Below are 25,496 nucleotides of genomic sequence, written 5' to 3' on the forward strand. Positions count from 1 at the left end.
ATGTGGAAACAGCCAACCCCCATGATGGGCAAATTAGGTTCTCTGTTCTAAAAAGGTAGCCTTGATCACACCGCCATCTCAAACTCTTCCCTCAGCGTATAGGTCTTTTTCATCTTCCTGATGAGTGCCGCCGACTGCTGGAAGTCCAAGGTTTGCTGCCCATCACTGGCTGCTTTTTCAGGCAGTGGATGAATTTCAAAGATCACACCGTCGGCCCCGGCCATTACCGCTGCCAGCGACATGCTGTCAACATAATCACGGATACCAATACCATGTGAAGGATCCACCACCACAGGCAAATGTGTCTTGTCTTTCAAAATCGGCACGGCATTCAAATCGAGCGTATTGCGGCTGGCCTTTTCGTAGGTTCTTATGCCTCTCTCGCAAAGGATCAGCTTTTCGTTTCCACCAGAGAATACATACTCAGCAGAATACAAAAGCTCTTCTATGGTGCCTGAGATGCCTCTTTTGACCATAACGGCTTTATCTACCTTGCCAAGCTCGTCCAGCAAATTGAAGTTCTGCGTATTTCTGGCACCAACCTGAAACACATCCACATAAGGATACATCTCTTCAATCTGCGACACCTGCATTACCTCAGTCACAATCTTGATGCCTTCCTCTCTGGCAATATTATACCACATCTTCAGGCCATCAATACCCATGCCACGGAATGAATAAGGAGAGCTTCTCGGTTTGAAAACGCCACCCCTCATGATGTTCACCCCGTTCTCCTTCAGGTGCTTGATGGTCGCCCTAACGTTCTCCTCTCCTTCGATGCTGCAAGGCCCAGCCATGATGGAAAAGCTACCATCGCCGATCACAACGCCATCGCCAAGGTCGATTTTGGTTGAATTAACTTTCCATTTTCGGGACACCAGCTTATAATCGTCCGACACCTTGTGGATGTCGATTATGCCTGGCAGAAAGCCGAGCTGTCTGATGTCGATATTGGTTTTCCCAATGCATACAAGGTAGTCGCCCATCTGGGTTTTCACTTCGGTGCCTTTGAACTTCAATTGACCAAGGGTATCGGTAATCTTCGCCTTCGCTTCTTCCGAAATGGCCGGATCGAGTTGGATAATCATAACGGGTGTTTTTTAAAAGTTCCTTTTGTTATCAACGACATATAAAGTGCAGAGGCTAATTTGAAAAATTTAGAGCATCTACCGATACACACCAGCTGGTGGAACCGAGGCGTAAAAATCCTTTAGCTCCCTTCAGGGTTGGGGTGAAACAAAGGATTTTTTGCCGGTTCCGAAATGCCTTAACTATTCTAGTCATCAATTTTCTTTTATGCCTTTCACAAACTGCTTGATGTCCTTCTCCATATTGTCCGACTTCTCCAGCAGGTCAATGAAGGCGCTGCCAATAATGGCACCACTGGCATACCGGCAGGCTCTTTCAAACGTTTCGTTGTTGGAAATACCAAAGCCAATCAACCGTGGGTTCTTCAGCCTGAGCATCTGAATCCTGGCAAAATAAGCCTCCTGCACCTCACTCACAGCCCCTTTGGCACCAGTTGTGCTGGCAGAGGAAACCATGTAGATAAAGCCTTCGGTATGCTCATCAATTTCACGAATCCTCTCTTCCGATGTTTGCGGTGTAATGAGATAGATATTGTGCAGGCCGTATTTGGTGAAGGTTTCTTTGTAAAACTTTCGGTATTCGTATACTGGCAGGTCAGGCAAAATGAGGCCGTCAATGCCTATTTCCTGACACCTCACACAGAACTTCTCCAGGCCGTATTGCATCACCGGATTAAAGTACCCCATCAATAAAACGGGGATATCGATCTCTGAACGCATGCCCTCCAGCTGCTCAAAAAGCAGCTTCATGTTCATACCATTCTCAAGCGCCTGCTGGTTGCTTTTTTGGATAGTGGGCCCATCGGCCACGGGATCTGAAAATGGAATGCCTACTTCAATCACATCGGCACCACCCTCTTGAAGTGCCTTCATAATTTTTCTTGTGTCCCCAAGGCTCGGATAGCCCGCCGTAAAATACATCGACAATATATGGTCTGCCTTTTCGGTGAAAAGGGTGTCTATTCTATTTGCTTCAATTATTTCACTCATGTTATTTCCGTTTTAACAATTACCACTTTCACACAAAGGAGGTTTCACGCAAAGGCGCTAAGACGCAAAGCCTACTTCGATCCTCAATCTACTGACTTCTAACCTCTCCCACTTCTATACTCTTAAACTTTCACCTTTTCTCTTCAGTTGCCACGAAGGCACGAAAGCACAAACTCGCCACTTTGGTTCCGGCGGCTGACGGCTGCCAGCACTATTTCCAGCGCTGCCGTACCGACGCCTGGTTTCGATCCCGCCAGTAGTGGGGCAAGCTTCCTACCTCCCGTCTCCCGTCTCCCGTCTTCAAACTTCCGTCTCCCTTTAAGCCTTTCGGGCGTCTGACGATTGCCGACGCAGAAAGGCAGCGCTATCGTACCGACGCCTGCTCTCCGGTCTCCCGTCTTCAAACTTCCATCTCCTGTCTCCCGTCTCCTATCTTCCTAATACCCCCCCCACTTGATATACGTCTCCAGGTCTTTGTCGCCCCGGCCTGAAAGATTAAGTACCACAATATCGGAAGGTTTAAATGTCAGCTTTCCAAGCGCCGCAATGGCATGAGCTGATTCAATGGCGGGAATAATGCCTTCCAGCCTGCTTAACTCAACGCCAGCTACCATGGCCTCTTCGTCGGTAGCATTCAGGAATATACCTCGCTTACTATCAAACAAATGGGCGTGCAAAGGGCCAATGCCAGGGTAGTCGAGGCCGGCAGAAATAGAGTGTGGCTCCACTACCTGCCCATCTTCAGTTTGCATCAGTATCGTGCGGCTGCCATGCAAAACACCATCCCGGCCCAAAGCCGTTGTAGCAGCAGACTTGCCCGAATCAACTCCGTGGCCGGCTGCCTCTACAGCTACCAGTTGCACTTCAGGCTCATCGAGAAAGTGATAAAATGCACCGGCGGCATTCGATCCACCACCTACACAGGCAACGACATAGTCGGGGGTTTCAGTTCCCTCCTTGAGCAAAAGCTGCTCCCTCATCTCAGCGCTGATTACCGACTGGAAACGAGCCACCATGTCAGGATAGGGATGAGGCCCAACCACACTACCGATGATATAATGTGTTTCGTTCGGATTGTTGATCCAGTGGCGCATGGCTTCGTTGGTAGCGTCTTTGAGGGTGCGGCTGCCCGATTTTGCCGGGCGCACTTCAGCGCCAAGTATCCGCATGCGCTCTACATTTGGCCGCTGCCTTGCCATGTCCACTTCACCCATGTACACGATGCACTCCATGCCCATAAGGGCACACACAGTAGCAGTAGCCACTCCGTGTTGACCGGCACCTGTTTCCGCTATGATCTTTTTCTTACCTAGTCGCTGAGCAAGCAGAATCTGCCCAACAGTGTTGTTCACCTTGTGGGCTCCTGTATGGCAAAGATCTTCTCTTTTCAGGTAAATCTTCGCACCATGCTTTTCCGACAAGCGGCTGGCAAAGTAAAGCGGTGTTGGTCTTCCTACATAGTCTTTCAAAAGCCCGTGAAAGGCTTCCTGAAATTCCGGAGCATAAATAATGTCCAGGTATTTTTCCTTAAGCTCCTCTACATTTGGATAGAGCATCTCAGGAATGAAGGCACCTCCAAACTTTCCATAGTATCCCTGCTCATCCACTGCATATTTGGATATTGTTTGTTCCATCACATTGTCTCCTTTTTCATTTTTCCCATTCTCTTCTTCAGTGCCAGCAGCTTGTCAATGTCTTTCAATCCGGGCGAAACTTCAAACCTGCTGTTTACGTCAATACCGAACAGCTTGGGCAAGTCCAGCTGCTCTATCTCATCTATATCCTCCAGACTAATGCCGCCGCTCAGAAAAAAGGGAATGCTTAGCTTGTAGGAATTGAGCAAAGTCCAATCAAATTTCTCACCCGACCCTCCGTAGTTAGGCGTTTTGGTGTCAAAAAGAGCATAGTCGATACACCCCTCAAACGCCTCCACTTTCTTAAAATCGAAGGAATTACTTACTTGAAAGGCCTTGATCACCTTCATTCCTTTTTTCCTTAGCTCAACACAATACTGCGGAAACTCTTCGCCATGAAGCTGCACATACTCCAGCTTGTATTCCTCCACCACTTTCACAATATCCCAAAGAGGGGCATTCACAAACACTCCTACCTTTTTTGCTCCCGGAGGAAATATGCTTGTGCCGGTAAACAACAATTCGCTACCAACGAACCGGGGAGATTTTGAGAAAAAAATCATCCCCATGAAGTCAGGTTCCACTTCTTTCAACCTCTTGATGTTGTCAGGAAATTTCATCCCGCACACTTTCAAATGCAGACGTTGGTTAGCCATATGTATTAAACCGTTTGGGTTTTGGTTTTCTCCAGAAAATGAAAGCGCTCAATAAAATGCTTCGCACCCAACTCAGGCCTGCTTTCTTTCATAAATTGCTCACCGATCAGGAATCCTTCAAAGCCACATTCCTTTAATTCGAGCATAACGGCCGGATCATTTATTCCGCTTTCCGAAATCTTCACATAGTCTTCAGGAATTTTTGCGACTAGTTCCTTGCTGATATTGATATCTGTCACAAATCGCTTCAGATCCCTGTTGTTCACTCCGACAATATCCAGCTCGGGATGAATGTTATTGAGCAGCTCTTCCTCATTGTGCACTTCCATCAGCACCTCCAGCCCGAGCGACTTTGCAAACTGAGCCAAGCCTTTCAATCGTTTTGGTGGCAAGGCAGCAGCTATCAGCAGTATCACGTCAGCGCCAATTGACTTGGCTTCAATGATTTGATATTCATCGATGATAAAGTCCTTGCGGAGAATGGGGCAAAAGTTGAAGTTTCTTGCGGTGGTCAGGTCCTCATTTTTACCTCCGAAAAACTCACTGTCCGTAAGGATAGAAAGCCCACTTGCGCCAGCTTGCATATAGCCTATGGAAATGCGCTCCACCGAGACGTTGGGATTGATGACTCCTTTCGAAGGCGACTTTCTTTTGATTTCGGCGATGATGCCAGACTTATCGGGGCGAAGCAGGTACTTTTTCATCGACACAGTGGGCGAAGGAAAGTAGATGCTCTCTTCCAGTAATTTAGCTGGAAACAACTCTTTCCGTCGCTCTACTTCCTGCTTTTTTACGGCAAGAATCTTATCCAGGATATTCTCCATTGCTTACAAAATTATGAAATACTTACAGATATCTTTGAATCGCCAACTAAGTTTCTGAATGTTTGGAAAGCCCTGCCAGATTCAAGAGATTCTTTGGCCATTTGCACTCCTTCCTTCACAGAACTTAGCTGCTTCCCTACGTAAAGTGCCAGCCCGGCATTGGCCAAAACGGCCTCTGTCTGAGCCCTGGTTCCCTCGCCTTTGATCACCTTCAGAAAGATGGCTGCCGACTCTTCAATTGTCTCGCCACCCTTTAGTTCAATAGCCTTCACGGTCGACAAACCAAGGTCTTCGGGGTGAAGCACCTTCTCTCCCTGGTTGGTGATCATTTTAAACCCACCAGTTAGCGACACTTCGTCGTATCCATCCAAAGAATGAAGGATGACAAACTCCTTACCCGATCGCTGATAGAGGTAGCCGTAAAGCCGGGCTAATTCCAGGCTAAAAACACCGACAAGCTGCTTGTCGGGAAAAGCCGGATTTACCATGGGGCCAAGCATGTTGAAGAAGGTTTTCACGCCCAGCTCCTTCCTGATAGGTGCTATGTTCTTCATGGCTGGATGAAAGAGCGGCGCATGCAAAAAGCAAATGCCACTTTCGGCAATACTCTTCTCAATCTTGTCCTTGTCGTTAGTGAACTCGTAGCCAAAATAGGCCAGCAGGTTCGACGAGCCACAAATAGATGAAACACCATTGTTACCATGTTTGGCCACATTCTGCCCAGCTCCGGCCACCACAAAAGAGGCCAGCGTAGAGATGTTGAACGTATCCTTACCATCGCCTCCTGTTCCACACAGGTCAATGGCGTCGTATTTTTTAAGGTCGAGCGCTATGCAAAGCTCAAGCATGGCGTCACGGAATCCCTCGAGCTCTTCTACCGTAATCGACCGCATCATGAAGACAGTAAGAAAAGCAGCCATTTGCGATGGGTTGTATTCGCCTTTGGCAAGGTTCACCAGTATTTCCCTGGCCCGTTCCTTTGTCAGCGATTTATACTCGAATAGTTCGTTCAGTACTTCCTTCATTGCACTAACATTTTGTTACCCAGTTATTAATCATTTGTTTGCCATGCTCAGTCAGAATCGACTCAGGGTGAAACTGCACACCTCTTACGCTGTACTGTTTGTGACGCATCGACATAATATTTCCCTCCGCATCCTTTGACGTCACCAGCAATTCTGCCGGCAGGTTTTCTGCCACCACCGACCATGAGTGGTACCTGCACACCCTAAAACTATCAGGCAACCCTTCGAACAGGGCATCCTCTACACCGGTTCTGATGGTGTCGTTCGCTACGCCGTGCAACACAACCGGCATGTTGAACAGCTCCCCTCCGAAGGCTTCGCCAATAGCTTGGTGCCCCAAACAAACGCCCAGAATGCTTTTCGTTGGCGAATATTTCTTCAGAAGCTCTGGCATAATGCCGGCGTCCCTTGGCAGACCAGGGCCAGGTGACAGCAGTATCTTATCGTATTTCTCTACCTCTTCCAGGCTAATTTTGTCATTTCTGAACACATCAGTGGTGTCACCATACCCAAGTTCCACCAGTATGTGAACCAGGTTATAGGTGAATGAATCGTAATTGTCTAATACCAGGATCTTCATATTTGCTGCGCCAACTCCAGCGCCGATTTTAATGCCGCCAATTTATTATACACCTCCTGCACTTCACTTTCCGGCGTCGACTTGGCCACAATTCCCGCCCCCGCCTGGTAGAACAACGTATTGTCCTGGCTGAGAAAGGATCGGATCATAATGGCATGATTAAAGTCACCATTGAGTCCCAGGTAGCCGATTGCACCACCATAGTAGCCTCTTTTTACTGCCTCATACTTATCAATCAATTGCATGGCCATGTGCTTTGGCGCACCCGACAAAGTGCCCGCCGGGAAAGTACTGCCTACCATTTCCAGCGGAGAGGTGCCTTTTTTCAGCTTGCCCGACACCTTCGAAACCAGGTGAATCACATGAGAGTAATATTGAATCTCTTTGTAGGTCTCGACTTTCACGGCATCGCTGCTTTTGCTCAAATCGTTTCTCGCCAAATCCACCAACATCACGTGCTCCGAGTCCTCTTTGGGGTCTTCATAAAGCTTCTTGGCCAGCTCCGCATCCGACTGGTCATTGCCGGTTCTTCGGAAAGTGCCCGCTATAGGATAAATAGTGGCGTCACCGTGTTTTATCACTATCTGTGCCTCAGGCGAGGAGCCGAAAATCTTGAAGTTGCCGTAGTCAAAATAGAATAAATAAGGAGAAGGATTAATGGAGCGGAGGGCACGATACACCTGAAACTCATCGCCTTCGAAGGAAGACTGAAACCTGCGGGAAAGCACGATTTGAAACACATCACCCACCTGGCAATGATGTATTCCTTTTTTCACAATCTCCAAAAACTCAGCATCTGTAAAGTTCGATTCCTCTCCGTTCTTAATGCTAAAATGAAAAGTAGGCACATTGCGGCTAGTGATCAGGCTTACCATTTCATCGATACTGGATGTCTGACCGTCGATCTGATTTTCGACAATAAACAGGTCATTCTTGAAATGGTCGATCGCAATCACATACCTGAAAAGCGAATAATGCATGTCAGGTATATGGAATTGGTCGTTTTTGGATGAGTCGAACTTAATGTCCTCGAACCGTTGTACAGCATCGTAGGCCAGGTAGCCAAACAGACCTGCCACAGAGAACTTGACACCAGCCTCTTCTTTAATATCAAACTTGCCCATGAAGGCACTCATCAGTTCGGTAAGCTTGCCAGCGTCGCCTAACGAATGGTTGTCCACTCTGTTGTCTGGAAATTCGGATGAAAACTCCCTGCCTCTCAGCGTCATAGAAGCCATGGGCTGGCAGCAGATAAAAGACATGCTGTTTTCCTGTCCATGATAATCAGAGCTTTCAAGCAGAAACGTGTTCGGGTACTTGTCTCTCAGTCTCAGATAAATACTCACTGGAGTGTGGGTATCTGCCAGCAGTTTTTTGGATGTTTGCCTGATGTGATACATAAAAATTTGGTTCATGGTGCAACAAAAAAGGGCCTGCGTGAACAGGCCCTTTTTTCAAGATCATAAAATCTACCGGTTCACGATTCGAATGTCGAATTGTGCCACCACCAGATCATACGAGCGCTTGCTTTTGTCATAACGGACGCTAATGTAGTAGCCGAAGAATTACGCCGCAAGACATCAGGGAATTTTTTAAAGAAATCTTTCTTGCGATTGAGGAATGAGAAAAAATAATTGGATAAGTTTTCATCCTTTAGCGAACTGCGTTTGCAGTGAAAATCCCCGCTCCCCTAGATTTAGCTGTGCGCATTTTTTTGAAGGCAAAAGGTAGAAAATTAGGAATTAGTTGTAATTTTAGTTTGAGCCAACCTAACCAAATAGCTTTACTTTTTTATCATTTTGGCCTGAGTACAGATACTTTTAATTTTGCTTTATGGATGTTGTTGATCAACTAAGCGTTTTGGTTCATTTATCGAGGGTAGATAAATACGTAGCCCCGTCTGAATCAAAACTGATTCACTACATAGGTGCCCTCAATGGCTTGTCAAAGGATCAGATAGAAACGCTGATTGATCACCCAAAGCCAATGCCTACACTGGAGGGTGTTGATGAGGATGACAGGCTCGACTACCTCCTGAACATTGTGCAGTTAATGAAGGTAGATGGCAAAGTCTTCACCAGCGAAATCGAGTTTTGCGAAAAAATAGCTCTTAAACTTGGGTATTTGCCTGGTGTAATTGCTGAGCTTTCGCAGTTTACTTATGCAGACCCGGAAATCAGCACAAGCAAAAAATTCCTGAGACAACTGGCTCAGAAATACCTGATTAAGAAATAGCTCAAGGGCCTCTGCGATTCGGGTTATTTCCTCCCACACCCCCGCCATCGGCACCGGGTATCCCTATAGAACCATCAGAAGCTTTAATGAAAAAGGTGTGATCAACTATATGAAGAACGCCGTTTGAAGCTTCAAAATCGCCAACGATAACATTTGATACTCCGTTAATCGACACATCACTATTCAATCGTGCTATAAAAGCCTCAAAACCATTGAATAACGTCGGGTAGCCAAGCTCTTCATCGAAGTTTTTCAGAAATAACCGGTCATCAACAACATGATACAGCACTACAATTTGTAAATCCTGAGGGCTTAAGTTGGCAAGACCTTCTGTAAAGCCAAATTCTTCAAAAAAGATCAGCATGGCCTCGTTGGTGGGCGCAAAAACCGTGTATGGCCCCTGTTCTTCGAATAGTGGCTGGAGTCCGGCAACAATAATAGCGTTTTCGAAAATACTGAGTTCCTTGGCTTCTTCTATTGCCTGCCAAAGATTGCCCGTTTCTTTGGGTGATTCTTTGTCACGGCAAGCACTCTGGAATAGCAGGACTACTCCGATAAGAAAAATAAGTACAATTTTTACCAGGCGATTCACTTAAGCTATAACTAACTCAAATTTGAATGTAGGCATTAGCTGGGGGAAAAGAAAGCCGGCATGTTCGATAAAAGAGTACCTTTCGCTGTAAAAATCAACAAAAAAGTCTCTCACTAATGAGAGACTTTCGCCTACGATTGGTTGAAATATGCTTACTGTGCCTTTGCTACCTGAATATTTCCCAGGATTTTAACAACATCGGCTACCACAACGCTACCAGCTTCGGTAACGCCATTCCACTTAAGGTCAAATTCCTTTCTGTTCACTTTCCCTTCTACCTCAAAACCCGCTTTAGTGTTGCCATAAGGGTCAACAGCTATACCTCCGAGCACCACATTCAAGTCTACTGGCTTGGTAATGTCACGGATTGTAAGGTTTCCTGAAAGAATAAAGTTTTCCTCATCAACTTTTTTGATGCCAGTGCTTTCGAAAGTCAACGCAGGGAATTTCTCAGCATTAAAAAAGTCGTCGCTTTTGAGGTGTCCGTCTCTTTGCTCATTGCCGGTATCAATTGAGCTCACATCGGCAGTCAGCTTTATTTGTGCTGTTGAAAAATCGTCGCCTTCTGTGGCTACCTCCACATTGAAGTTTTTGAATGAACCGGTCACTGTTGAAATAACCAGGTGCTTCACCTTGAACTGAAGTTCAGAGTGCATAGTATCAAGGTTCCATTGGGTCAGAGTTTGTGTTTCCATTGTATATATTAATTTAAATGTTTGTACTTATATGTATATACATACAATTGACTGAAATTGTTTCACTTTGAGAGAAAAAAAATTCAATTTAGTTGAGAAAGTGCCTTAAATAGCAAGAAAAGCCATTTTTAGTCAGCTCAGTTGAATTTGGCTGAGGCGGCAATAAGGTTCAGCGCTTTGTCTTTTTCGTCTGGAGTATTGGCGTTCATCATAAATGCATGGTCTACCACATTCACCAACTCAATATCCGAATTAATCAAAACCTTTCTGGGGCATGAATAACCCTGGGCAAGGTAGTTAAGTAAAACCTGGTAGGCCTTTGGTTCCCAAACGGTGATCAACGGTTCCGGGAAGTCGGTCTCGGGGTTATAAAAAGCCGTTGCTACCTTTGAAGGGTTTCGGTACTGTAGCAACAGGTCAATGTGTTCCTTCGCCAAAAGTGGTAAATCGCAAGCTACGCTAAGCCAGGCCGCATTCGGGTCGCTCATCAAAGCCGACAAAATGGCGCCATAAGGCCCAAGACCTAAAAAACGATCCATCACCGTATTTGCCTCCTCGGAAACAGAGTAGGTCTGATCGGTTCTGATAGAAAGGTGAGGCTGAATGCCTGCTGCACTCAGCAAATCATACATGTACTCCCGTTGTGGCTTTCCATGGTAAAAAATGAGCCCTTTGTCAGCTTCCATTCGCTGGCTTTTGCCACCAGCCAGCACAAGTCCCTTGACGGGTGCAACAGAAAGCTCGAGCTGCGAAGCCATCCAGTTAATAATCCTTTGCGTGTCGGCAATTGAAATAACCGGCGTGCCTGGATTCATTCGGGACTGCACCTCCTCCGGGATCTGTGTTTGCCCTTCCGTCATCAGCACAAGGGAAATATTAGTCAGCCGGTCCATCTTCTTTACCACATCCTTTCGTGGATCGATCACTACAATTTGTCTGGAGGCCGCAAAATGGTTTCCATTGATGAAAACAGCATCAAGTGGATTGAAAATAGCTTTTGCTTCAAAGGAAGAGGGGGCTGTTGCGTGGTCGAACCGAAAATAGTTGATTTTATTGATTGCCTCCAGAAATGCATGCCCGCTCAGCATAGAGTGGCTATACTCCTCTTCTGAGGCCTTATGGTCTTCATCAAGATAGGCCAGCTTCCATTTCTCACCCAAAGCAGCGCATAAGCTGCCGACCAGCTTCCTGATTTCTCCACAAGGAGTTCCCAATATGGCCCATTCCTGGCGGTGATAGCTGCCGCCCATTGGCTTGGCCAACTTGGCATGTTTGCTATGCTTCTCTTTTGAAATCGCTTTTTCCTCCACGCTTCTCCAGTAGTTTGATTTCTTTAATGACAATGTCGTGCGAAAGAGCTTTGCACATATCATAAATCGTTAGTGCCGCCACTGACGCCCCGGTTAAAGCCTCCATTTCAACACCTGTCTTACTCTCAATCTTCGTAGTGCACTGAATGGTGAGCTCATTGCCCTTCCATTCCGTGTCAAATGAACAACTCTCCAGACCTAACGGATGACACATGGGTATGAGTTCCCCTGTCCTTTTGGCCCCCATAGTGCCGGCAATGATGGCCGTTTGAATCACAGGCCCCTTTTTCCCCCAAAGCTCTCCATCTTTCAACAAGGACATCACCTCTTGAGGAAGCACAACAATGGCCCTTGCCGAAGCCATTCTCCGAGTCACCTTCTTTTCGCCCACATCCACCATGGCAGCCTGCCCCTCTTTGTTTACATGGCTAAGTTCCTTTTCTTTAATGTTCATTTACTTTGGTCTGGGATTCGGTTAAAGAATACTCGCTAAAGATAAAAAATAAAGTTGGACAGTTGATCTAAGTACTTCTAAGCAATGATTTCAGTTAACGAAGCCACCTCGCTTATTTTATCCACTCGGCTCAGGTTGAAAAAGGAGCACGTCAACCTGCAGGAGGCGTCGGGCAGGGTGTTGGCCATGGAGATTTTTGCAGACAGAAATTTCCCTCCCTTCGACCGGGTAACGATGGACGGCATCGCATTTGCCTTCAAAGCCTACGAAGCAGGGCTCCGAACATTCGCTATTGAAGGCACACAACTGGCAGGTGAAGAGGCAAAAAGTCTTCAAAATCCTGACGCCGCATTGGAAGTGATGACCGGTGCTGTGCTCCCCGTCGGCTGCGATACCGTCGTTCCCTATGAGGATATTGAGATCACAAACGGACAGGCAAAGTTCACTGTTGAGCCAATCAGGGAAGGCCAAAACGTGCACAAAGAAGGGAGAGACCAGAAAAAAGGCACCAAGCTTCTGGACACCGGCACACTCATTCGTGCGTCGGAAATCGCCGTGTTGGCAACAGTGGGAGCAGCCGTGCCCAGGGTATTTTGCCTGCCAAAGGTGGCTGTTATTGCCACCGGCGATGAGTTAGTGGCTGTAGATGATCACCCTGAGCCCTATCAGATACGGTCTTCCAACAGTCAGGCGCTTGCCGCTGCCCTCCAGAGCTGGGGAGTAGAGCCCGAAATCTTCCATATCAAGGACGATAAAGAAAGCCTGCAGGAGCAACTTGGAAACATTCTGAAGCAGAATGATGTGTTGCTGCTGAGTGGTGGCGTGTCAAAAGGGAAGGCCGATTACCTGCCTGAAGTACTTGAGTCACTTCAGGTGCAGAAAATATTTCATAGAGTAGCGCAAAAGCCAGGCAAGCCGTTCTGGTTTGGTCGTATTGAAGAGAAAAAATTTGTGTTTGCGTTTCCGGGCAACCCTATTTCCACATTTATGTGCTTTCACAGGTATTTTCTACCCTGGCTAAAAGCCTGCCTGGGCATTGCGCCAACGGAACAATATGCCAAGCTGAGTGAAGACTTTGACTTTGCTTCGCCTCTCACCTACTTTCTACAGGTGAAGACTCATTTGGATAAGGAGGGAGTGCTTTGGGCGCAGCCACGGTCAGGTGGCGGGTCGGGTGACCTGGCAAATTTGCTGTATGCCAATGCGTTTCTCGAACTGCCACCGAATCGCCAAAATTTCAAAAAGGGTGAAAGCTTGCGCCTGATTACCTACAACCCTCTATAAAAACAAAGGCAGAAGCTAATTGCCTCCGCCTTTTTGATTTCTGCAATAATTGACTACCTATTTCACAGGCTCCAGATATACCGATTTGTTTCTTTTACTACCATCACGTTGCTTTTCGAACGACACCAACTTCCCGTTTTCCATTAGCCAAAAATCGTCATCATCGTCGTCTACTTTGAAGTGATCCGAGTCGCTGATCCACAGCTCACCATCCTTATTGATCCGCCACTCAGAGTATTCTACTTCCGACTCGCCAAAAACATTGGCCTCTACACGAAGCCGATTATCAGGAAGAAACTCAAATCTGATATCGATCTTCTCAATGATATTGAAAGCAAAGTCGGTAACTGTCTCCGCAAAGATTTGGGCTACGATATTGTCTTCATCCTCAATCTCCTCTCTCACTTCGTCTTTGTCAACGTCGATAACGAGCTTCCAAACGCCCTTCAGGTCTCTTTCATTCACACGTCGCTGCGCATGGGCGGCAACATAGGTAAAAGCAAATAGTCCGATCAGTAATAGTGTCCTTTTCATTTTGATAGTATTTTGTATTACAAGGTACTATATATACTATTATTTAGGACAAAGGTTGCACGAAATAAGAAAAAACGATCAAAGTCTGCCTCAAGCCTGGTCGAACAACATCTTTCGCACCTGGTAGCCAAACACAAGAACTACAACTATCAACAGAATGAAGGAGGAACCAAGCATCACTTTGTTGCCAACGGAGTAAATCACAGGCTCGAAAGTAAACACGATCTCATGGTCACCTGCAGGCACCTGAAGCGCCCGAAGCACATAGTCGGCCCGGAGAATCGGCACTTCATTGCCGTCGATGCGGGCTACCCAACCCTCAGGATAGTAGATTTCGGAGAAGATGGCCAAAGCCTCGCTGGAAGAGCTTGACTTGTACACCAGTTTGTTGGGTGCATAACTTTGTAAGGCTATGGTGCCGGAGTCGTCATATTCAGTAGCGGCTACGTCAAACTTGGTGGCATCAATAATGGCTACCGATTTGGTGTCAGTACCACACAAAACGTCTATTTCCTCATCAGCCGAATTTACTTTATAAACATTGGAAACGAACCAGGCCGGGCCATTGGCGTCACTATTTCTAAGCACCTCCCCTTTGTTATCGCCAAATTTGAAGTACCTGGTATTAAGCATATTGACTACTCCAAGGCCTGAAAAATCTCTCGAGCCAGCCTGCACAGTGGAGTACAACTGGTTAGCCTCACCCGACAAGCAGTACTCGATCAAATCCTGATAGCGCCTGAGTTTGGCTGCATGATACCCCCCCAAAGAATGATGGAAGTAAGAGGTTTGTGCATCGTTGAAAGGATCATTGAGGTTGAAAACACGGTAATAATCTTTGTCACTCAAAATCACCTGGTCTGCCTCAGAAGGGGCAAAGAACTGACGAGCTGGGTTCGCTGTGAAATTCTTGTCGTTCAGGTACCTTCTGCTTACTGATATCACATCCACAGAGGTAACGACAACGAGTAATACGGGAGCCCATACTGCCGAGAGCTTGCCTTTGGCCCAAAAATAGATGCATGCTCCCGCCGCAACGATGAACAAAAGTGACCTAAACGCATCCGCTCGAAGCAATGACGCTCTGTCGATACGGAGCGCTTGTAACAACCGGGGGTATTGCTCAAGCCCTGCATCATTTGGGCTGGCATAGCCACCCATGCCAGCAAACATGATGGCCAGCAGGGCGAATCCACCTGTTGCGCCAAGCGCTATGTAGAAGCCCTTCATCCATTGCTTATCAAATGACTTTTCCAAGCCAAGCTGAAGCCCCAGCATGCCCAATAGTGGCAGACAGAGCAACGGCATAAACAAGGCAAAAGTCACTGACCTGAATTTATTGTAGCCCGGAAAGTAGTCGAAAAGGAAGTAGTTGAATGAAGAAAAATTCTTGCCCCAGGTGAGGGCGATGCCAAAGGCGATCACCACGAACATCCAATATTTCTGTTTACCAGGTAAAACGATGCCTCCCAGCACTGCCAGAAAAATGATAATGGCGCCTGCGTAGTAAGGCAACGTGCCCGGCTGGTTACCCCAGTAAGCAGGCAACCCGTTCAGTTGTTGGGCCACCTGCTGGCGTGGAACCCCCATTTTTTGTAGCTCTAAAGCGGCAGCACCATCCGTATCGAACCCGCCCGCCATAGCTCCTCCGTAGAAATTGGGAATGAACATCACGACAGGCTCGAAAATGCCGTTGCTGTGGTTGAAGGCATAGCTTTTGTCGAGGCCGTCAGCATTGGGCTTGGCTTCTTTTTGGGCTGTCAGCTCGGGCCTTCCCCTTTGCGTGTATTTGGCGTAGTCGTAAGTTGCCCAAAACTCACCAAAGAACGTTCCCAGTCCCAGCAAGGCTGCTAAAATGAGCACAAAACTATGCTTCAGGAATGGCTTCAGCAGCCCCTTCTGCGTCTCCACCACCAACCTAGCTATGGCATAAATGATGATGATAAGCAGCAGATAGTAAGTGATTTGAAGGTGATTAATCCTCAGGTGCATGGCCAGCCCTAACGCCGCCAGTGCAAACCCGATTCTTTTTTTGCCATCGTAGGCTTTGTGAATACCTGCAAGAATAAGTGGTGCAAAAGCAATGGCTCCCAGTCTTGCGTTGTGCCCGGCCACCAGGCAGATCATGTTGTAAGAAGTAAAGGCAAAACCGACCGCCCCGACTATGGCCAGGTAGGGAGTGACCCCAAAAGCCAGAAGTAAAATGTAGTACGAAACCATGCTGGCAAACACCAACCTGACAGGATGGGGCAGCCACAAGCTGTAGGCCGATTGCAGAAACTCCACAATGTCATTGCTCCAGTCCACATCGATCATGTAGGCAGGCATTCCGCCAAACATCGAGTTGGTCCAGAGTGGCTCCTCTCCCGTCGTTGCTCTGAATTCCTTTATTTCCTGCACCGAGCCCTGCCACTGCAGAATATCTTGCTGATTAATGTTTTTATTGTCAAAAAAAACAGGGCTGAAAAAGAATATAGTCAACAGGTAGAAGACTGCTATGGCTATAAAATGCTGTATAACCTTCTTATTAAAGGTAATTTTCATGTGTAACAAATTTATCTTTTGGCCGGGGAGCCAATTCCAAAATCAACTCCATCCTCATAAAAGGCCTATACTCACAGTTGTAGTTATGATACTGAACCAGGCTCCCCTATTAAATCTGAGCGTGCCCGCAGCGGAGAGGTACCAGTATCTGTCCGGCAATAATATAATTTCAAGATCGATTTAAGAACGAACGTTCAGATTAAATTGACTTAACCGGAAGGAACGAAAAGATAAAATTATGTATTTAGCAGACTTTTATAAGAAAACGTGCTATTCAATTACTTTAGCATGACCGATAGTTTTATGAAAAGCGAGCATTCGAAAAGTATAGGTGTGGTTGGTGGAAGTCGTGGTATGGGCAAGTGGCTCGTGGATTTTCTGTCTGAAAGAGGCCACAAGGTAAGTTTCACATCCAATGATGAATCAAGCCAGTACAGCTCTAACATTGAGCTCGTTGCGGCCTCCGATGTGTTAATTTTGGCAGTACCCATTTCGGCCATGGAGGGTGTGCTTGCCGAAATATACCCATTGTTGAATGACAAGCTTTTGATAGACGTATGCAGCGTCAAATCGGGCATTGTGGCTGCTCATCAAAAAATTTCTCAGGAACAGAGCGATATCTCTTCCCAATACATTTCTATTCACCCCATGTTTGCCCCTTCGGTGAAGAACGTCGAAGGCCAGGTAGTGATCTTTAACTACAGTGTAAACGTTGAGACAGAAACTGAGCTTTATTGGAAAAACCTATTTTCGAAGCAAGGAGCCCTTGTGCAAGACATATCTTATGATGAACATGACAGGCTGATGGGTGTGATTCAGGGGCTGAACCACTTCAATGTATTCGTGAGTGCGAAAACCCTGGCCCATATGGGGGCCAATCTGGATTTCATCAAAAGTCTCTCTTCTCCCACTTACCGGATATTCCTGCTTTTCTACACACGGTATGTGCTGCAAAACCCCCGGCTGTATGCAGAAATACAGATCTTCAACCCGTTTGTGAAGGAGGTTACACAGTTGTTTATGAAAGAGGCTGAAATATTGCTTTCCCTCGTCGAAAAAAGAGACTTCGAGGGCTTCGAAAATTACGTAAAAGAGATACAACCCTTCTTTAGCGACAACAAAGAGGACTCAGTTTTATCGGACAAGCTCATCGATGCCCTGGGGCATTTGTTAGCGGACACACCTGCAAATAAATGATATTTGGCATTACCTTCCGCAGTGCCTGTTCAGCCATACTTCACCAATAATTACCAACAACAGCCTGCTGTTTGAAGCTTGGACTTTTATGGAGTATATTACTATCAGTTTCGATAGTTAATAACTCCCTTACAATGAAAAAACCTACTTCAAACAGACGGAATTTTATTAAGAAAGCAGTAGGAACCTCGCTGCTGGCCGGTGCTGCTCCTTCGCTGCTTATGGCAGGAAAAAGCAAACAAACCTTTCTTATTAAAGAGCCTGAAAACGAGCTGAAAAAATATGCCGCCAACGACAAAGTCAATATCGCCGTCATTGGTATGGGCATCATGGGTTTCAATAATTTGAGTACGTCGGTGCAAATACCAGGTGTAAAGCTTGTGGCCGCTTGTGACCTTTACACAGGGAGGCTTGATCGGACGAAAGAGCTTTACGGAAAAGACATTTTCACCACAAAAGACTACAAAGAAATATTGGACCGAAAAGATGTTGATGCAGTGATCATCGCCACTTCTGACCACTGGCACGACCGCATTTCCATCGATGCCATGAATAAGGGCAAGCATGTGTATTGCGAAAAACCCATGGTACACCGCCTCGACGAAGGCCAGGCAGTAATCGATACTCAAGCCAAAACTAAGAAAGTGTTTCAGGTAGGCAGCCAGTCGGCCAGCAACCTGGTGAGCCACAAGGCCAAAGAGATTTATGAGTCCGGCGCCATAGGGCAGCTGATCATGGTGGAAACTTACAACGACCGCCAGGGTGGCAGCGGCGCCTGGCAGTACTCAATTCCCACCGATGCGAGCCCGGCCACGGTTGACTGGGATCGCTACCTTGGCGATGCGCCAAAAGTACCCTTCGATGCCAAGAGGTTCTTCCGCTGGAGAAACTATCAGGACTACGGCACAGGCATAGCGGGCGATCTTTTCGTTCACCTGTTCACTAACTTCCACACGATCACCGGCTCAACGGGGCCCAATAGAATCTATGCATCGGGTGGCCTGCGCTATTGGAAAGACGGCCGGGATGTGCCAGACCTGATGTGCTCCATCCACGACTATCCTGCCACAGCCAAACATCCAGCCTTCAATCTACAAATGAGGGTCAACTTTGTGGATGGCGGAGGTGGTGGCTCCAGAGTGCGCCTGGTCGGCAGCGAAGGCACCATCACCCTTGGCTGGAGTGGGCTCACTGTTGAAAGAAATAAAATCAAAAAAGCACCAGGTTACGGCGGCTGGGACAGCTTCAAAACATTTACAGAAGCACAGCAAAAAGAGTTTGAGAAGTGGTACAAAGCGGAGTTTCCACCGGAGGCACCCGAAATGCTGATTCCGGAAGTGGAATACAAAGCGCCACAAGGCTACAGCGCCGATATTTCACATCACACCAATTTTTATGCTGGTATTAGAGAGGGTAAGCCCATTCTGGAAGACGCTTTGTTTGGCATGCGGGCAGCAGGCCCGGCTCTTTGCTCTAACCTAAGCTACTTCGAAAACAGAATTGTGAACTGGGATCCTGAAAAAGCAAAGCTCGCTTAACCACAGGCAGTTTGCAAACGCAACTACCTACAGCACCTGGCATATTCAAAAATGTCGGGTGTTTGTGTTTTTTACCGAATTGCAGTAACTAATACCATGGAAAGAAGAAACTTCATAAAAAATGCCGCTGGCGTTGGCGCACTTGGCTTAATGACACCAGCTTCTCTATCTGCCTTCCCCAAAGGCGCAGAAGTAGCCGCTGAAGACGACAGAACTTATTGGGTAAACATGCTTGTCAAAATAGCAGATCCTGTGCTGACTAACCTGGCAGCGGGCACGCTGAAAAAGAACATGCCAGTGGAGTGCAAAGAAGGGCAGGAAGCCTCTAGAAGGCAGGTCACCTACCTTGAAGCCTTCGGGAGGCTGCTTTCTGGAATGGCCCCCTGGCTGGCATCAACGAGCCTAACAGGCAAGGAAGAGGAACTGCGAAAAAAATATGCAACCCTTTCAAGAACAGCCATCGGCAAAGCGGTAGATCCCGGCTCTCCTGATTTTATGAATTTCACGGAGCATGCCCAGCCCCTGGTAGATGCCGCCTTCCTGGCCCACGCATTGATTCGTGCCCCAAAAGAGCTTTGGGAATCCCTCGATAGCGCCACAAAACTTAATCTGAAAAACGCATTTGTCTCCAGCAGAGTGATCAGGCCCTACCACAGCAACTGGATTCTTTTCAGCGCCATGGTGGAAGCCGCCCTGGCCAAATTCTACAATGAAGGCGACGCTGTAAGAATAGAGCTCGCAGTTAGGCAAATGGAAAGCTGGTACAAAGGCGACGGTGTTTTTGGAGATGGCGAGGATTTCCACTGGGACTATTACAACAGCTACGTCATCCAGCCTTTTCTTTTGGATATCACCGCCACAATGATCCCCTTCGACAAACGCAACGATCAGTACTTTCAAAAGGCATTTGACAAGTTCCTGAAAATCGGGCAGCGTTATGCCGCCATTCAGGAGCGATTGATTATGGCTGATGGTTCCTTCCCGCCAATTGGCCGCTCGCTACCCTACCGAATCGGTGCCTTTCAGTTGCTGGCGCAAATAACACTAATGGAAAAGCTCAGCGAGGGTATATCACCGGCCAGCATCCGGTCGGCGCTTACCACTTCCATGAAAAAAATAATGGGAGCAGAAGGAACATTTGACAAAAATGGCTGGCTCACTATTGGCTTCTGCGGGCACCAGCCAGCAATTGCCGAAGGATACATCTCCACCGGCAGCCTTTATCTTTGCTCCATGGCTTACCTCCCACTCGGATTAGCACCTGATAACAGCTTTTGGGCTGCACCAGCAGCAGACTGGACTTCCAAAAAGATATGGAATGGTGTAGATGTACCAGCCGACCATGCGATGTCATTGTAGCCGGATTTCGATTGTCCGCCAGCCTGTTTACGTAAACACTTATCCGATTGAATACATGCACACTTGCGCACTTTGTTCTATCTTTGCACCTCAAAATAGTATTGAAGCATGTTCGATAGTTTAAGTGTAAAGCTCGACAGAGCCATTAAGACCCTCAAAGGTCAGGGGAAAATATCAGAGATTAACGTCGCCAGTACGATCAAAGAAATCCGTCGTGCGCTGGTAGAGGCTGACGTAAACTATAAAGTAGCTAAGGAAGTAACGGACGGCATTAAAGAAAAGGCACTTGGCCGTGATGTGCTTATTGCCGTTTCTCCGGGCCAGTTGCTGACCAAAATCGTGCACGAAGAGCTTACCAGCCTCATGGGTGGCTCGCAGGCTGATATCAATATCAGTGGCGACCCCGCCGTTGTGCTTATATCTGGTTTGCAGGGTTCTGGTAAAACTACTTTCACTGGCAAGCTTGCCAATAGATTGAAAAAACAAGGCCGTCAGGTGCTGCTGGTGGCTTGCGATATTTACCGTCCTGCGGCGATTGACCAGTTGAAAGTATTAGGCGAGCAGGTGGGTGTAGATGTGTACGCAGAACCTGAAAATAAAAACGCTCTTCAAATTGCTCAGAACGGTATCGCACAGGCAAAGAAAACAGGCAAGAAAATAGTGATTGTCGATACGGCCGGTCGCTTGGCTGTCGATGACCAAATGATGGCTGAGATTGAAGGCCTGAAAAAATCACTGAAGCCTACCGAAACGCTTTTCGTAGTCGACTCAATGACAGGTCAGGATGCTGTGAACACGGCCAAAACCTTCAATGAAAGGCTCAACTTCGACGGCGTAGTGTTGACCAAGCTGGATGGTGACACCCGTGGTGGTGCGGCACTTTCTATCAGGGCCGTGGTTGACAAGCCTATCAAGTTTATTTCGACTGGTGAGAAAATGGACGCCATCGACCTGTTCCACCCCGACAGGATGGCCCAGCGAATCCTCGGTATGGGTGACGTAGTGTCTTTGGTAGAAAAAGCACAGGAGGCCTTTGACCAGCAGGAAGCTGACAGGATTAACAAGAAGATCCGCAAGAACCAATTTGGCTTTGACGATTTCCTTTCTCAAATCGATCAGATCAAAAAGATGGGTAACATCAAAGACCTGATGGGTATGATTCCAGGCATGGGAAAAGCCCTGAAGGATGTGGATGTCGATGATGATTCATTCAAACCTATTGAGGCGATCATTAAGTCGATGACACCTAAGGAGAGAGAAAATCCGGATCTCATCAACGGCAGCCGCCGTCAGCGCATTGCCAAGGGAAGTGGCACCAGCATTCAGGAGGTGAACAACCTGATGAAGCAGTTTGAGCAAATGCGCAAGATGATGAAAACGATGAACAAAATGGGAGGAGCAAAAGCGGCGCTGGGCAACATGATGAGGCGCTAATCTTGAGCTAAGGGCTTGTTGTTTTTCCAACTTTAGCGCCGTTGAGGTGGTTGGCGATATCCTATGACGCCGTGGCAACGGGAATATAGAGTGTGAAAACGGAGCCTTTCCCCTCTTCACTGGACACTTCCACCCTGCCTCCGTTTTTCTTTATAAAGTCATTCACAAGGTACAGTCCTAGCCCTTTACCCTTTTCGCCGTCGGTGCCCAATTCTCCTTCACTCTGTTTCAACGGGCTTTGAAACAGTATACTTTGCTTTTCAAGCGAAATACCGGTTCCGTTATCTTCTATTTTCACAGCCACCATGTTTCCTTCGGAAAAGGTGCCGATACCGATGTGCCCGCCTGTAGGCGTGAACTTTATCGAGTTGCTTAGAATATTCCTAATGCAAAACTCCAGCTGATCCCTGTTTGCTGACACCATCAGGTGGTTGCCAATTTCTGACTGCAAAACAATTCCTTTCATTCGCAGCTGCTCAGCTGCCACCTTGACCACAGCTTCTATGGCTTTATTTACTTCAAAAGCATCATTTATTCCGGGAGCCTGATTAATCTCTGCTTTCGCCCAAAGAATGATATCATCGGCCAGCGAAAGTGTCGAGGTCAGTTGCGAGTCAAACTTTTCAAGCACATCCTCCATTTCCTGATCAGAAAAATTTTTGTAGCTAGTCTTCAACATCACCACAAACTGGGCCAGGGTACTTATGGGGCTGCGAAGGTCGTGAGATATGATGGAGAAGAACTTGTCCTTTACCCGCACCAACTCTTCAAGCTTTTTCGATTTCTCTTCTATCAATTCGTTTGTTGCGGCCAGTTCCTCGGTATACTTCTTCCGCAGCCTGCCTGAACGAACCAAAAGAAGTGCCAACATACCGAGCAAGGCAATGGAAAACACAAAAAAGTAAATCTGATATTGCTGCAGCGTAATCCTTTCTTCCTGCAACCGCCTTTCCTGCTTGAGCAGCTCATTCTCATTGGCCACCTTTATCGTTTGAAGCACTTGCTCCATCATATTGGCCATTTCTATTTTTTGCTGCTCGTATATTTTTTCGTTGATAAGACTGAAAGCATCAAAAGTTTTGTCTGCCAACTCATATTCCTTGTAGAAAAAATAATGGTTAACAAGTTGTGTGTAGGCCCGCCGTTCCTGCGAAAGCAGCACGTTATCTCCAGCTAATAAAAGGCCCTGCTTAAGCATTTTCTCCTCGTCAGACCTCCGCCCCCATTGGTGATAAATTTTAGCCAGCATCAAGTAAACATCAAATGTGGCTTCTTTTTGAGAATCTTTGCCCAGCTCGTCGGAAATAGCCAGCGCCTCCTTGAAATATCCTTCGGCACCTTTAAAATCTTTCCTCTCAAAGGCAATTTGTCCAAACACCTTGTAACATGATGTTAACACCTGCTTATTCTCCACCTCCATGAAAATCTTTGTAGCCTGCTGGGTAACTTGTTGCGCTGTTTTCAGGTCGCCTACCAGAAGGTAGTTCTCACCAAGATTATGAAGAGTGACACCATAACGCTCTGGCATATCAAGCTTTACATAGATATCAGCGGCCTTTTTTTGATATTCAATGGCTTTGAAGTAGTCAAGCTGCCATCTGTACACATGCCCCATGGAAATATAACAGTCGGCCACTCCTCTTTGCGAGCCAATTGTCTCGAAAAGTGCCTGCGCTTTCTCCAACAGTTGCACAGCAGTGACAAAATCCTGACGTATAGCATAGCTGCTTCCAAGGTTTCGGTAGGCATAGGCTTCACCGTTCACGTAGCCAATTTCCACACTTAGTTCCAGTGCCTCACGTCCGTAAGCAAATGCTTCGAGAATAGAAACAAACTGATTTTCAAGGGCCAGTCTGTTGAGCATATCAACTTTTACACTGTCCAAGCCGGTATAGGCTCCGTTTTCTGCTTTCAATCTATCAATAGTGCTCGCTTGCGAAAAAACAGCGGCGGGCATAGAAAGCAGAACAACAAAAAGAAAAACTTTGGTTGGCCGGATAAATCTCAAGGTTATAAGCAATGTCCTCCCGAAGATAAGCCGCCGACGCAATTATTACTACTAATGTGTTGATTTTCAGTTAGCGCAACATCCCTCCTTTAACGCACCACCAGGGATATATCTTCATGACCAGCCAGCCTGCTTTTACGGCCGGATCCATCGCCACCAGCTTTTTCACCTCCTCCAAAGAGGTTACGTTGAAGACCAAAATCCCCCTGAATTCATCTTCGGACTCAACTGGCCCAGCCAGGTTTACATAGCCATTGCTTGCCATCCAGTTGATATGTGCCAGGTGCTTCTCCTGAATGGCCGCCGCTTCTTCTTTCGTCTGGCTTCTGGTTGGGCCGCTATTGAGCATCACAAAAAAATACTTTTTCATGATGTACGTTGTATCTCCTTCCTGCATTTCAAAGTACTCAAAGCCATCGGCATCTTTTTGCACACCCTGAGCAGCGACACTAAATACAGAGGTGCAGAAGAGGATCATGATCAGGTATCGTCTCATAGTCAAAAATTAAGGTAGTCAATGAATGAATTTACAATTATTCAGCGGCCTCGCATTTTTAACACCACTGAAACCCAAGAATTTGCCGCCAGAAGCGTCCAAAACCAGCCTCAGGCAGCTATTGAAAAAAATGGGTGGTCATATTAGGAAACTAAAAGGTTTCCTTTATATATTTGAAACCAAAAGGTTCCCTAATGCAAAGAGACGTATTCGCAGCCATTGCCGACCCCACAAGGCGAGAGATCATTACGATGCTGGCCAGCCAGCCTCTGAATCTTAACACTGTGGCCGACAAGTTCGACATCAGCAGGCCAGCAGTGGCCAAGCATTTAAAGTTACTGAAAGAGTGTGGGCTGATCGATATTGAAAAAAGAGGCAGGGAGAGCTTTTGCAGCGCCAGGCTCGATGGATTGAAGGAGGTAACAGACTGGACAGCAAAGATGAGGGCCTTCTGGACGCAGAAATTGGATGCACTTGAGATGTTTCTGGAGAATGACCAAAATACAAAACAAGACAAAAATTATGAGTGACCTGCTAAACCCCGGAAAGCTCACCAATGAACCCGATGGGTACAAAGTGGTATTCGAACGAGAGTTTCCGTTTAGTTCCGAAGCTGTTTGGGAGGCAATTACAAATCCCGACAAGCTGGCGACATGGTTCATGGCAACAGAAATGGAATTCAAACCAGGTGGCAAAATGGTCATCCGCTTTCCTGAACCTGACAATTCAGAATCATTTGGAAAAATAACCAGGATCATCCAGAGGAAGCTGTTTGAGTACTACTGGGAAGAGGAGCTTGTTACCTGGGAGCTTCAGGAGCTGGGTTCCGAACGATGTCTTCTTACACTTACGCATAGTAAAGTGGATGGGCAATGGGCAAAGTCCGTTCCGGCGGGCTGGCACTTTATGCTCGATACACTGGAGAAAACGCTGGAAGGCGACCAGGCAACACCAAACATACCAGACAAACAAGACAGCTTAAAGGCGCAGTACGCCGAAATGTATAATCATCTATAACC

The 25,496-nt window shown here is 47.0% G+C and carries 25 protein-coding genes; 8 read left to right on the forward strand and 17 right to left on the reverse strand.

Features of this window, described 5'->3' with window-relative positions; translation table 11 throughout:
- Positions 1-65: 65 nt before the first annotated feature.
- From AAC052_RS00430 to AAC052_RS00470, 9 genes are all read right to left on the reverse strand, one after another.
- The gene (locus tag AAC052_RS00430; protein ID WP_339810079.1) at positions 66-1,088 is read right to left on the reverse strand and encodes a bifunctional 3-deoxy-7-phosphoheptulonate synthase/chorismate mutase; all 1,023 of its coding nucleotides are present in this window, start codon (positions 1,086-1,088) and stop codon (positions 66-68) included.
- Between the two features lie 195 nt (positions 1,089-1,283).
- Positions 1,284-2,078, reverse strand: a complete 795-nt coding sequence (trpA, locus tag AAC052_RS00435) for a tryptophan synthase subunit alpha (RefSeq protein WP_339810081.1) — start codon at positions 2,076-2,078, stop codon at positions 1,284-1,286.
- A 143-nt stretch (positions 2,079-2,221) separates the two neighbouring features.
- A complete protein-coding gene (locus AAC052_RS00440) occupies positions 2,222-2,482 on the reverse strand; it encodes a hypothetical protein (RefSeq protein WP_339810083.1) in 261 nt (86 codons plus the stop codon).
- A gap of 33 nt (positions 2,483-2,515) precedes the next feature.
- The gene (trpB, locus tag AAC052_RS00445; protein ID WP_339810085.1) at positions 2,516-3,712 is read right to left on the reverse strand and encodes a tryptophan synthase subunit beta; all 1,197 of its coding nucleotides are present in this window, start codon (positions 3,710-3,712) and stop codon (positions 2,516-2,518) included.
- Positions 3,712-4,368, reverse strand: a complete 657-nt coding sequence (locus AAC052_RS00450; protein ID WP_317490511.1) for a phosphoribosylanthranilate isomerase — start codon at positions 4,366-4,368, stop codon at positions 3,712-3,714. Before AAC052_RS00450 ends, trpB begins: the two co-directional genes overlap by 1 nt.
- Before the next feature lie 5 nt (positions 4,369-4,373).
- Positions 4,374-5,192: an indole-3-glycerol phosphate synthase TrpC gene (trpC, locus tag AAC052_RS00455; RefSeq protein ID WP_317490510.1), complete on the reverse strand. Its 819-nt coding sequence runs from the start codon at positions 5,190-5,192 to the stop codon at positions 4,374-4,376.
- Positions 5,193-5,203: 11 nt separating this feature from the next.
- A complete protein-coding gene (gene trpD / locus AAC052_RS00460) occupies positions 5,204-6,217 on the reverse strand; it encodes an anthranilate phosphoribosyltransferase (RefSeq protein WP_317490509.1) in 1,014 nt (337 codons plus the stop codon).
- A 4-nt stretch (positions 6,218-6,221) separates the two neighbouring features.
- Complete coding sequence (locus AAC052_RS00465) at positions 6,222-6,797, reverse strand: aminodeoxychorismate/anthranilate synthase component II (RefSeq protein WP_339810086.1); 576 nt, start codon at positions 6,795-6,797, stop codon at positions 6,222-6,224.
- Positions 6,794-8,197: an anthranilate synthase component I family protein gene (locus AAC052_RS00470; protein WP_339810087.1), complete on the reverse strand. Its 1,404-nt coding sequence runs from the start codon at positions 8,195-8,197 to the stop codon at positions 6,794-6,796. Before AAC052_RS00470 ends, AAC052_RS00465 begins: the two co-directional genes overlap by 4 nt.
- A gap of 433 nt (positions 8,198-8,630) precedes the next feature.
- On the opposite strand from AAC052_RS00470, the gene AAC052_RS00475 reads away from it, so the two are divergent.
- Entirely contained in the window at positions 8,631-9,032 is a 402-nt protein-coding gene (locus AAC052_RS00475) for a TerB family tellurite resistance protein (RefSeq protein ID WP_317490506.1), read from the forward strand.
- A gap of 1 nt (position 9,033) precedes the next feature.
- Here AAC052_RS00475 and AAC052_RS00480 read toward each other — a convergent pair whose 3' ends face one another.
- From AAC052_RS00480 to moaC, 4 genes are all read right to left on the reverse strand, one after another.
- Positions 9,034-9,624, reverse strand: a complete 591-nt coding sequence (locus AAC052_RS00480; protein ID WP_317490505.1) for a fasciclin domain-containing protein — start codon at positions 9,622-9,624, stop codon at positions 9,034-9,036.
- 152 nt (positions 9,625-9,776) lie between these two features.
- The gene (locus AAC052_RS00485) at positions 9,777-10,319 is read right to left on the reverse strand and encodes a YceI family protein (protein ID WP_317490504.1); all 543 of its coding nucleotides are present in this window, start codon (positions 10,317-10,319) and stop codon (positions 9,777-9,779) included.
- Between the two features lie 137 nt (positions 10,320-10,456).
- Positions 10,457-11,629, reverse strand: coding sequence for an NTP transferase domain-containing protein (locus AAC052_RS00490; protein ID WP_339810089.1), 1,173 nt, complete (start codon positions 11,627-11,629; stop codon positions 10,457-10,459).
- Entirely contained in the window at positions 11,595-12,083 is a 489-nt protein-coding gene (moaC, locus tag AAC052_RS00495; protein ID WP_317490502.1) for a cyclic pyranopterin monophosphate synthase MoaC, read from the reverse strand. Before moaC ends, AAC052_RS00490 begins: the two co-directional genes overlap by 35 nt.
- 84 nt (positions 12,084-12,167) lie before the next feature.
- On the opposite strand from moaC, the gene AAC052_RS00500 reads away from it, so the two are divergent.
- A complete protein-coding gene (locus AAC052_RS00500; RefSeq protein WP_339810091.1) occupies positions 12,168-13,367 on the forward strand; it encodes a molybdopterin molybdotransferase MoeA in 1,200 nt (399 codons plus the stop codon).
- Between the two features lie 57 nt (positions 13,368-13,424).
- On the opposite strand, the gene AAC052_RS00505 is transcribed toward AAC052_RS00500, so the two are convergent.
- Together AAC052_RS00505 and AAC052_RS00510 are read right to left on the reverse strand one after the other, a co-directional pair.
- On the reverse strand, positions 13,425-13,901 hold the full coding sequence (locus tag AAC052_RS00505; protein ID WP_339810092.1) for a hypothetical protein: 477 nt from the start codon (positions 13,899-13,901) through the stop codon (positions 13,425-13,427).
- A gap of 90 nt (positions 13,902-13,991) precedes the next feature.
- Positions 13,992-16,445: a YfhO family protein gene (locus AAC052_RS00510; protein WP_339810094.1), complete on the reverse strand. Its 2,454-nt coding sequence runs from the start codon at positions 16,443-16,445 to the stop codon at positions 13,992-13,994.
- Between the two features lie 288 nt (positions 16,446-16,733).
- On the opposite strand from AAC052_RS00510, the gene AAC052_RS00515 reads away from it, so the two are divergent.
- The 4 genes from AAC052_RS00515 to ffh all read left to right on the forward strand — a co-directional run bounded on the left by AAC052_RS00515 (position 16,734) and on the right by ffh (position 21,973).
- Complete coding sequence (locus tag AAC052_RS00515) at positions 16,734-17,642, forward strand: prephenate dehydrogenase/arogenate dehydrogenase family protein (protein ID WP_339810096.1); 909 nt, start codon at positions 16,734-16,736, stop codon at positions 17,640-17,642.
- Positions 17,643-17,776: 134 nt separating this feature from the next.
- The gene (locus AAC052_RS00520) at positions 17,777-19,180 is read left to right on the forward strand and encodes a Gfo/Idh/MocA family oxidoreductase (RefSeq protein ID WP_339810097.1); all 1,404 of its coding nucleotides are present in this window, start codon (positions 17,777-17,779) and stop codon (positions 19,178-19,180) included.
- 96 nt (positions 19,181-19,276) lie between these two features.
- Positions 19,277-20,539: a DUF2264 domain-containing protein gene (locus tag AAC052_RS00525; protein WP_339810098.1), complete on the forward strand. Its 1,263-nt coding sequence runs from the start codon at positions 19,277-19,279 to the stop codon at positions 20,537-20,539.
- A gap of 108 nt (positions 20,540-20,647) precedes the next feature.
- On the forward strand, positions 20,648-21,973 hold the full coding sequence (gene ffh, locus AAC052_RS00530) for a signal recognition particle protein (RefSeq protein WP_339810099.1): 1,326 nt from the start codon (positions 20,648-20,650) through the stop codon (positions 21,971-21,973).
- A gap of 61 nt (positions 21,974-22,034) precedes the next feature.
- On the opposite strand, the gene AAC052_RS00535 is transcribed toward ffh, so the two are convergent.
- Both AAC052_RS00535 and AAC052_RS00540 read right to left on the reverse strand, forming a co-directional pair.
- Positions 22,035-23,981: a tetratricopeptide repeat-containing sensor histidine kinase gene (locus AAC052_RS00535; protein ID WP_317490494.1), complete on the reverse strand. Its 1,947-nt coding sequence runs from the start codon at positions 23,979-23,981 to the stop codon at positions 22,035-22,037.
- Positions 23,982-24,051: 70 nt separating this feature from the next.
- Positions 24,052-24,477 (reverse strand): YciI family protein, encoded by a 426-nt coding sequence (locus tag AAC052_RS00540; RefSeq protein ID WP_339810101.1) that lies wholly within the window; start codon positions 24,475-24,477, stop codon positions 24,052-24,054.
- Positions 24,478-24,671: 194 nt separating this feature from the next.
- Between AAC052_RS00540 and AAC052_RS00545 the strand changes: the two genes are divergently transcribed.
- Together AAC052_RS00545 and AAC052_RS00550 are read left to right on the forward strand one after the other, a co-directional pair.
- Positions 24,672-25,007 carry a metalloregulator ArsR/SmtB family transcription factor gene (locus AAC052_RS00545; RefSeq protein WP_339810102.1) on the forward strand — a complete coding sequence of 112 codons (336 nt, stop codon included), beginning with the start codon at positions 24,672-24,674 and terminating at the stop codon, positions 25,005-25,007.
- Positions 25,000-25,494 (forward strand): SRPBCC family protein, encoded by a 495-nt coding sequence (locus AAC052_RS00550; protein WP_317490491.1) that lies wholly within the window; start codon positions 25,000-25,002, stop codon positions 25,492-25,494. The genes AAC052_RS00545 and AAC052_RS00550 overlap by 8 nt, the downstream gene beginning before the upstream one ends.
- Positions 25,495-25,496: the final 2 nt, after the last annotated feature.

This window comes from uncultured Imperialibacter sp. (assembly GCF_963974565.1).
Lineage (GTDB): Bacteria > Bacteroidota > Bacteroidia > Cytophagales > Cyclobacteriaceae > Imperialibacter > Imperialibacter roseus.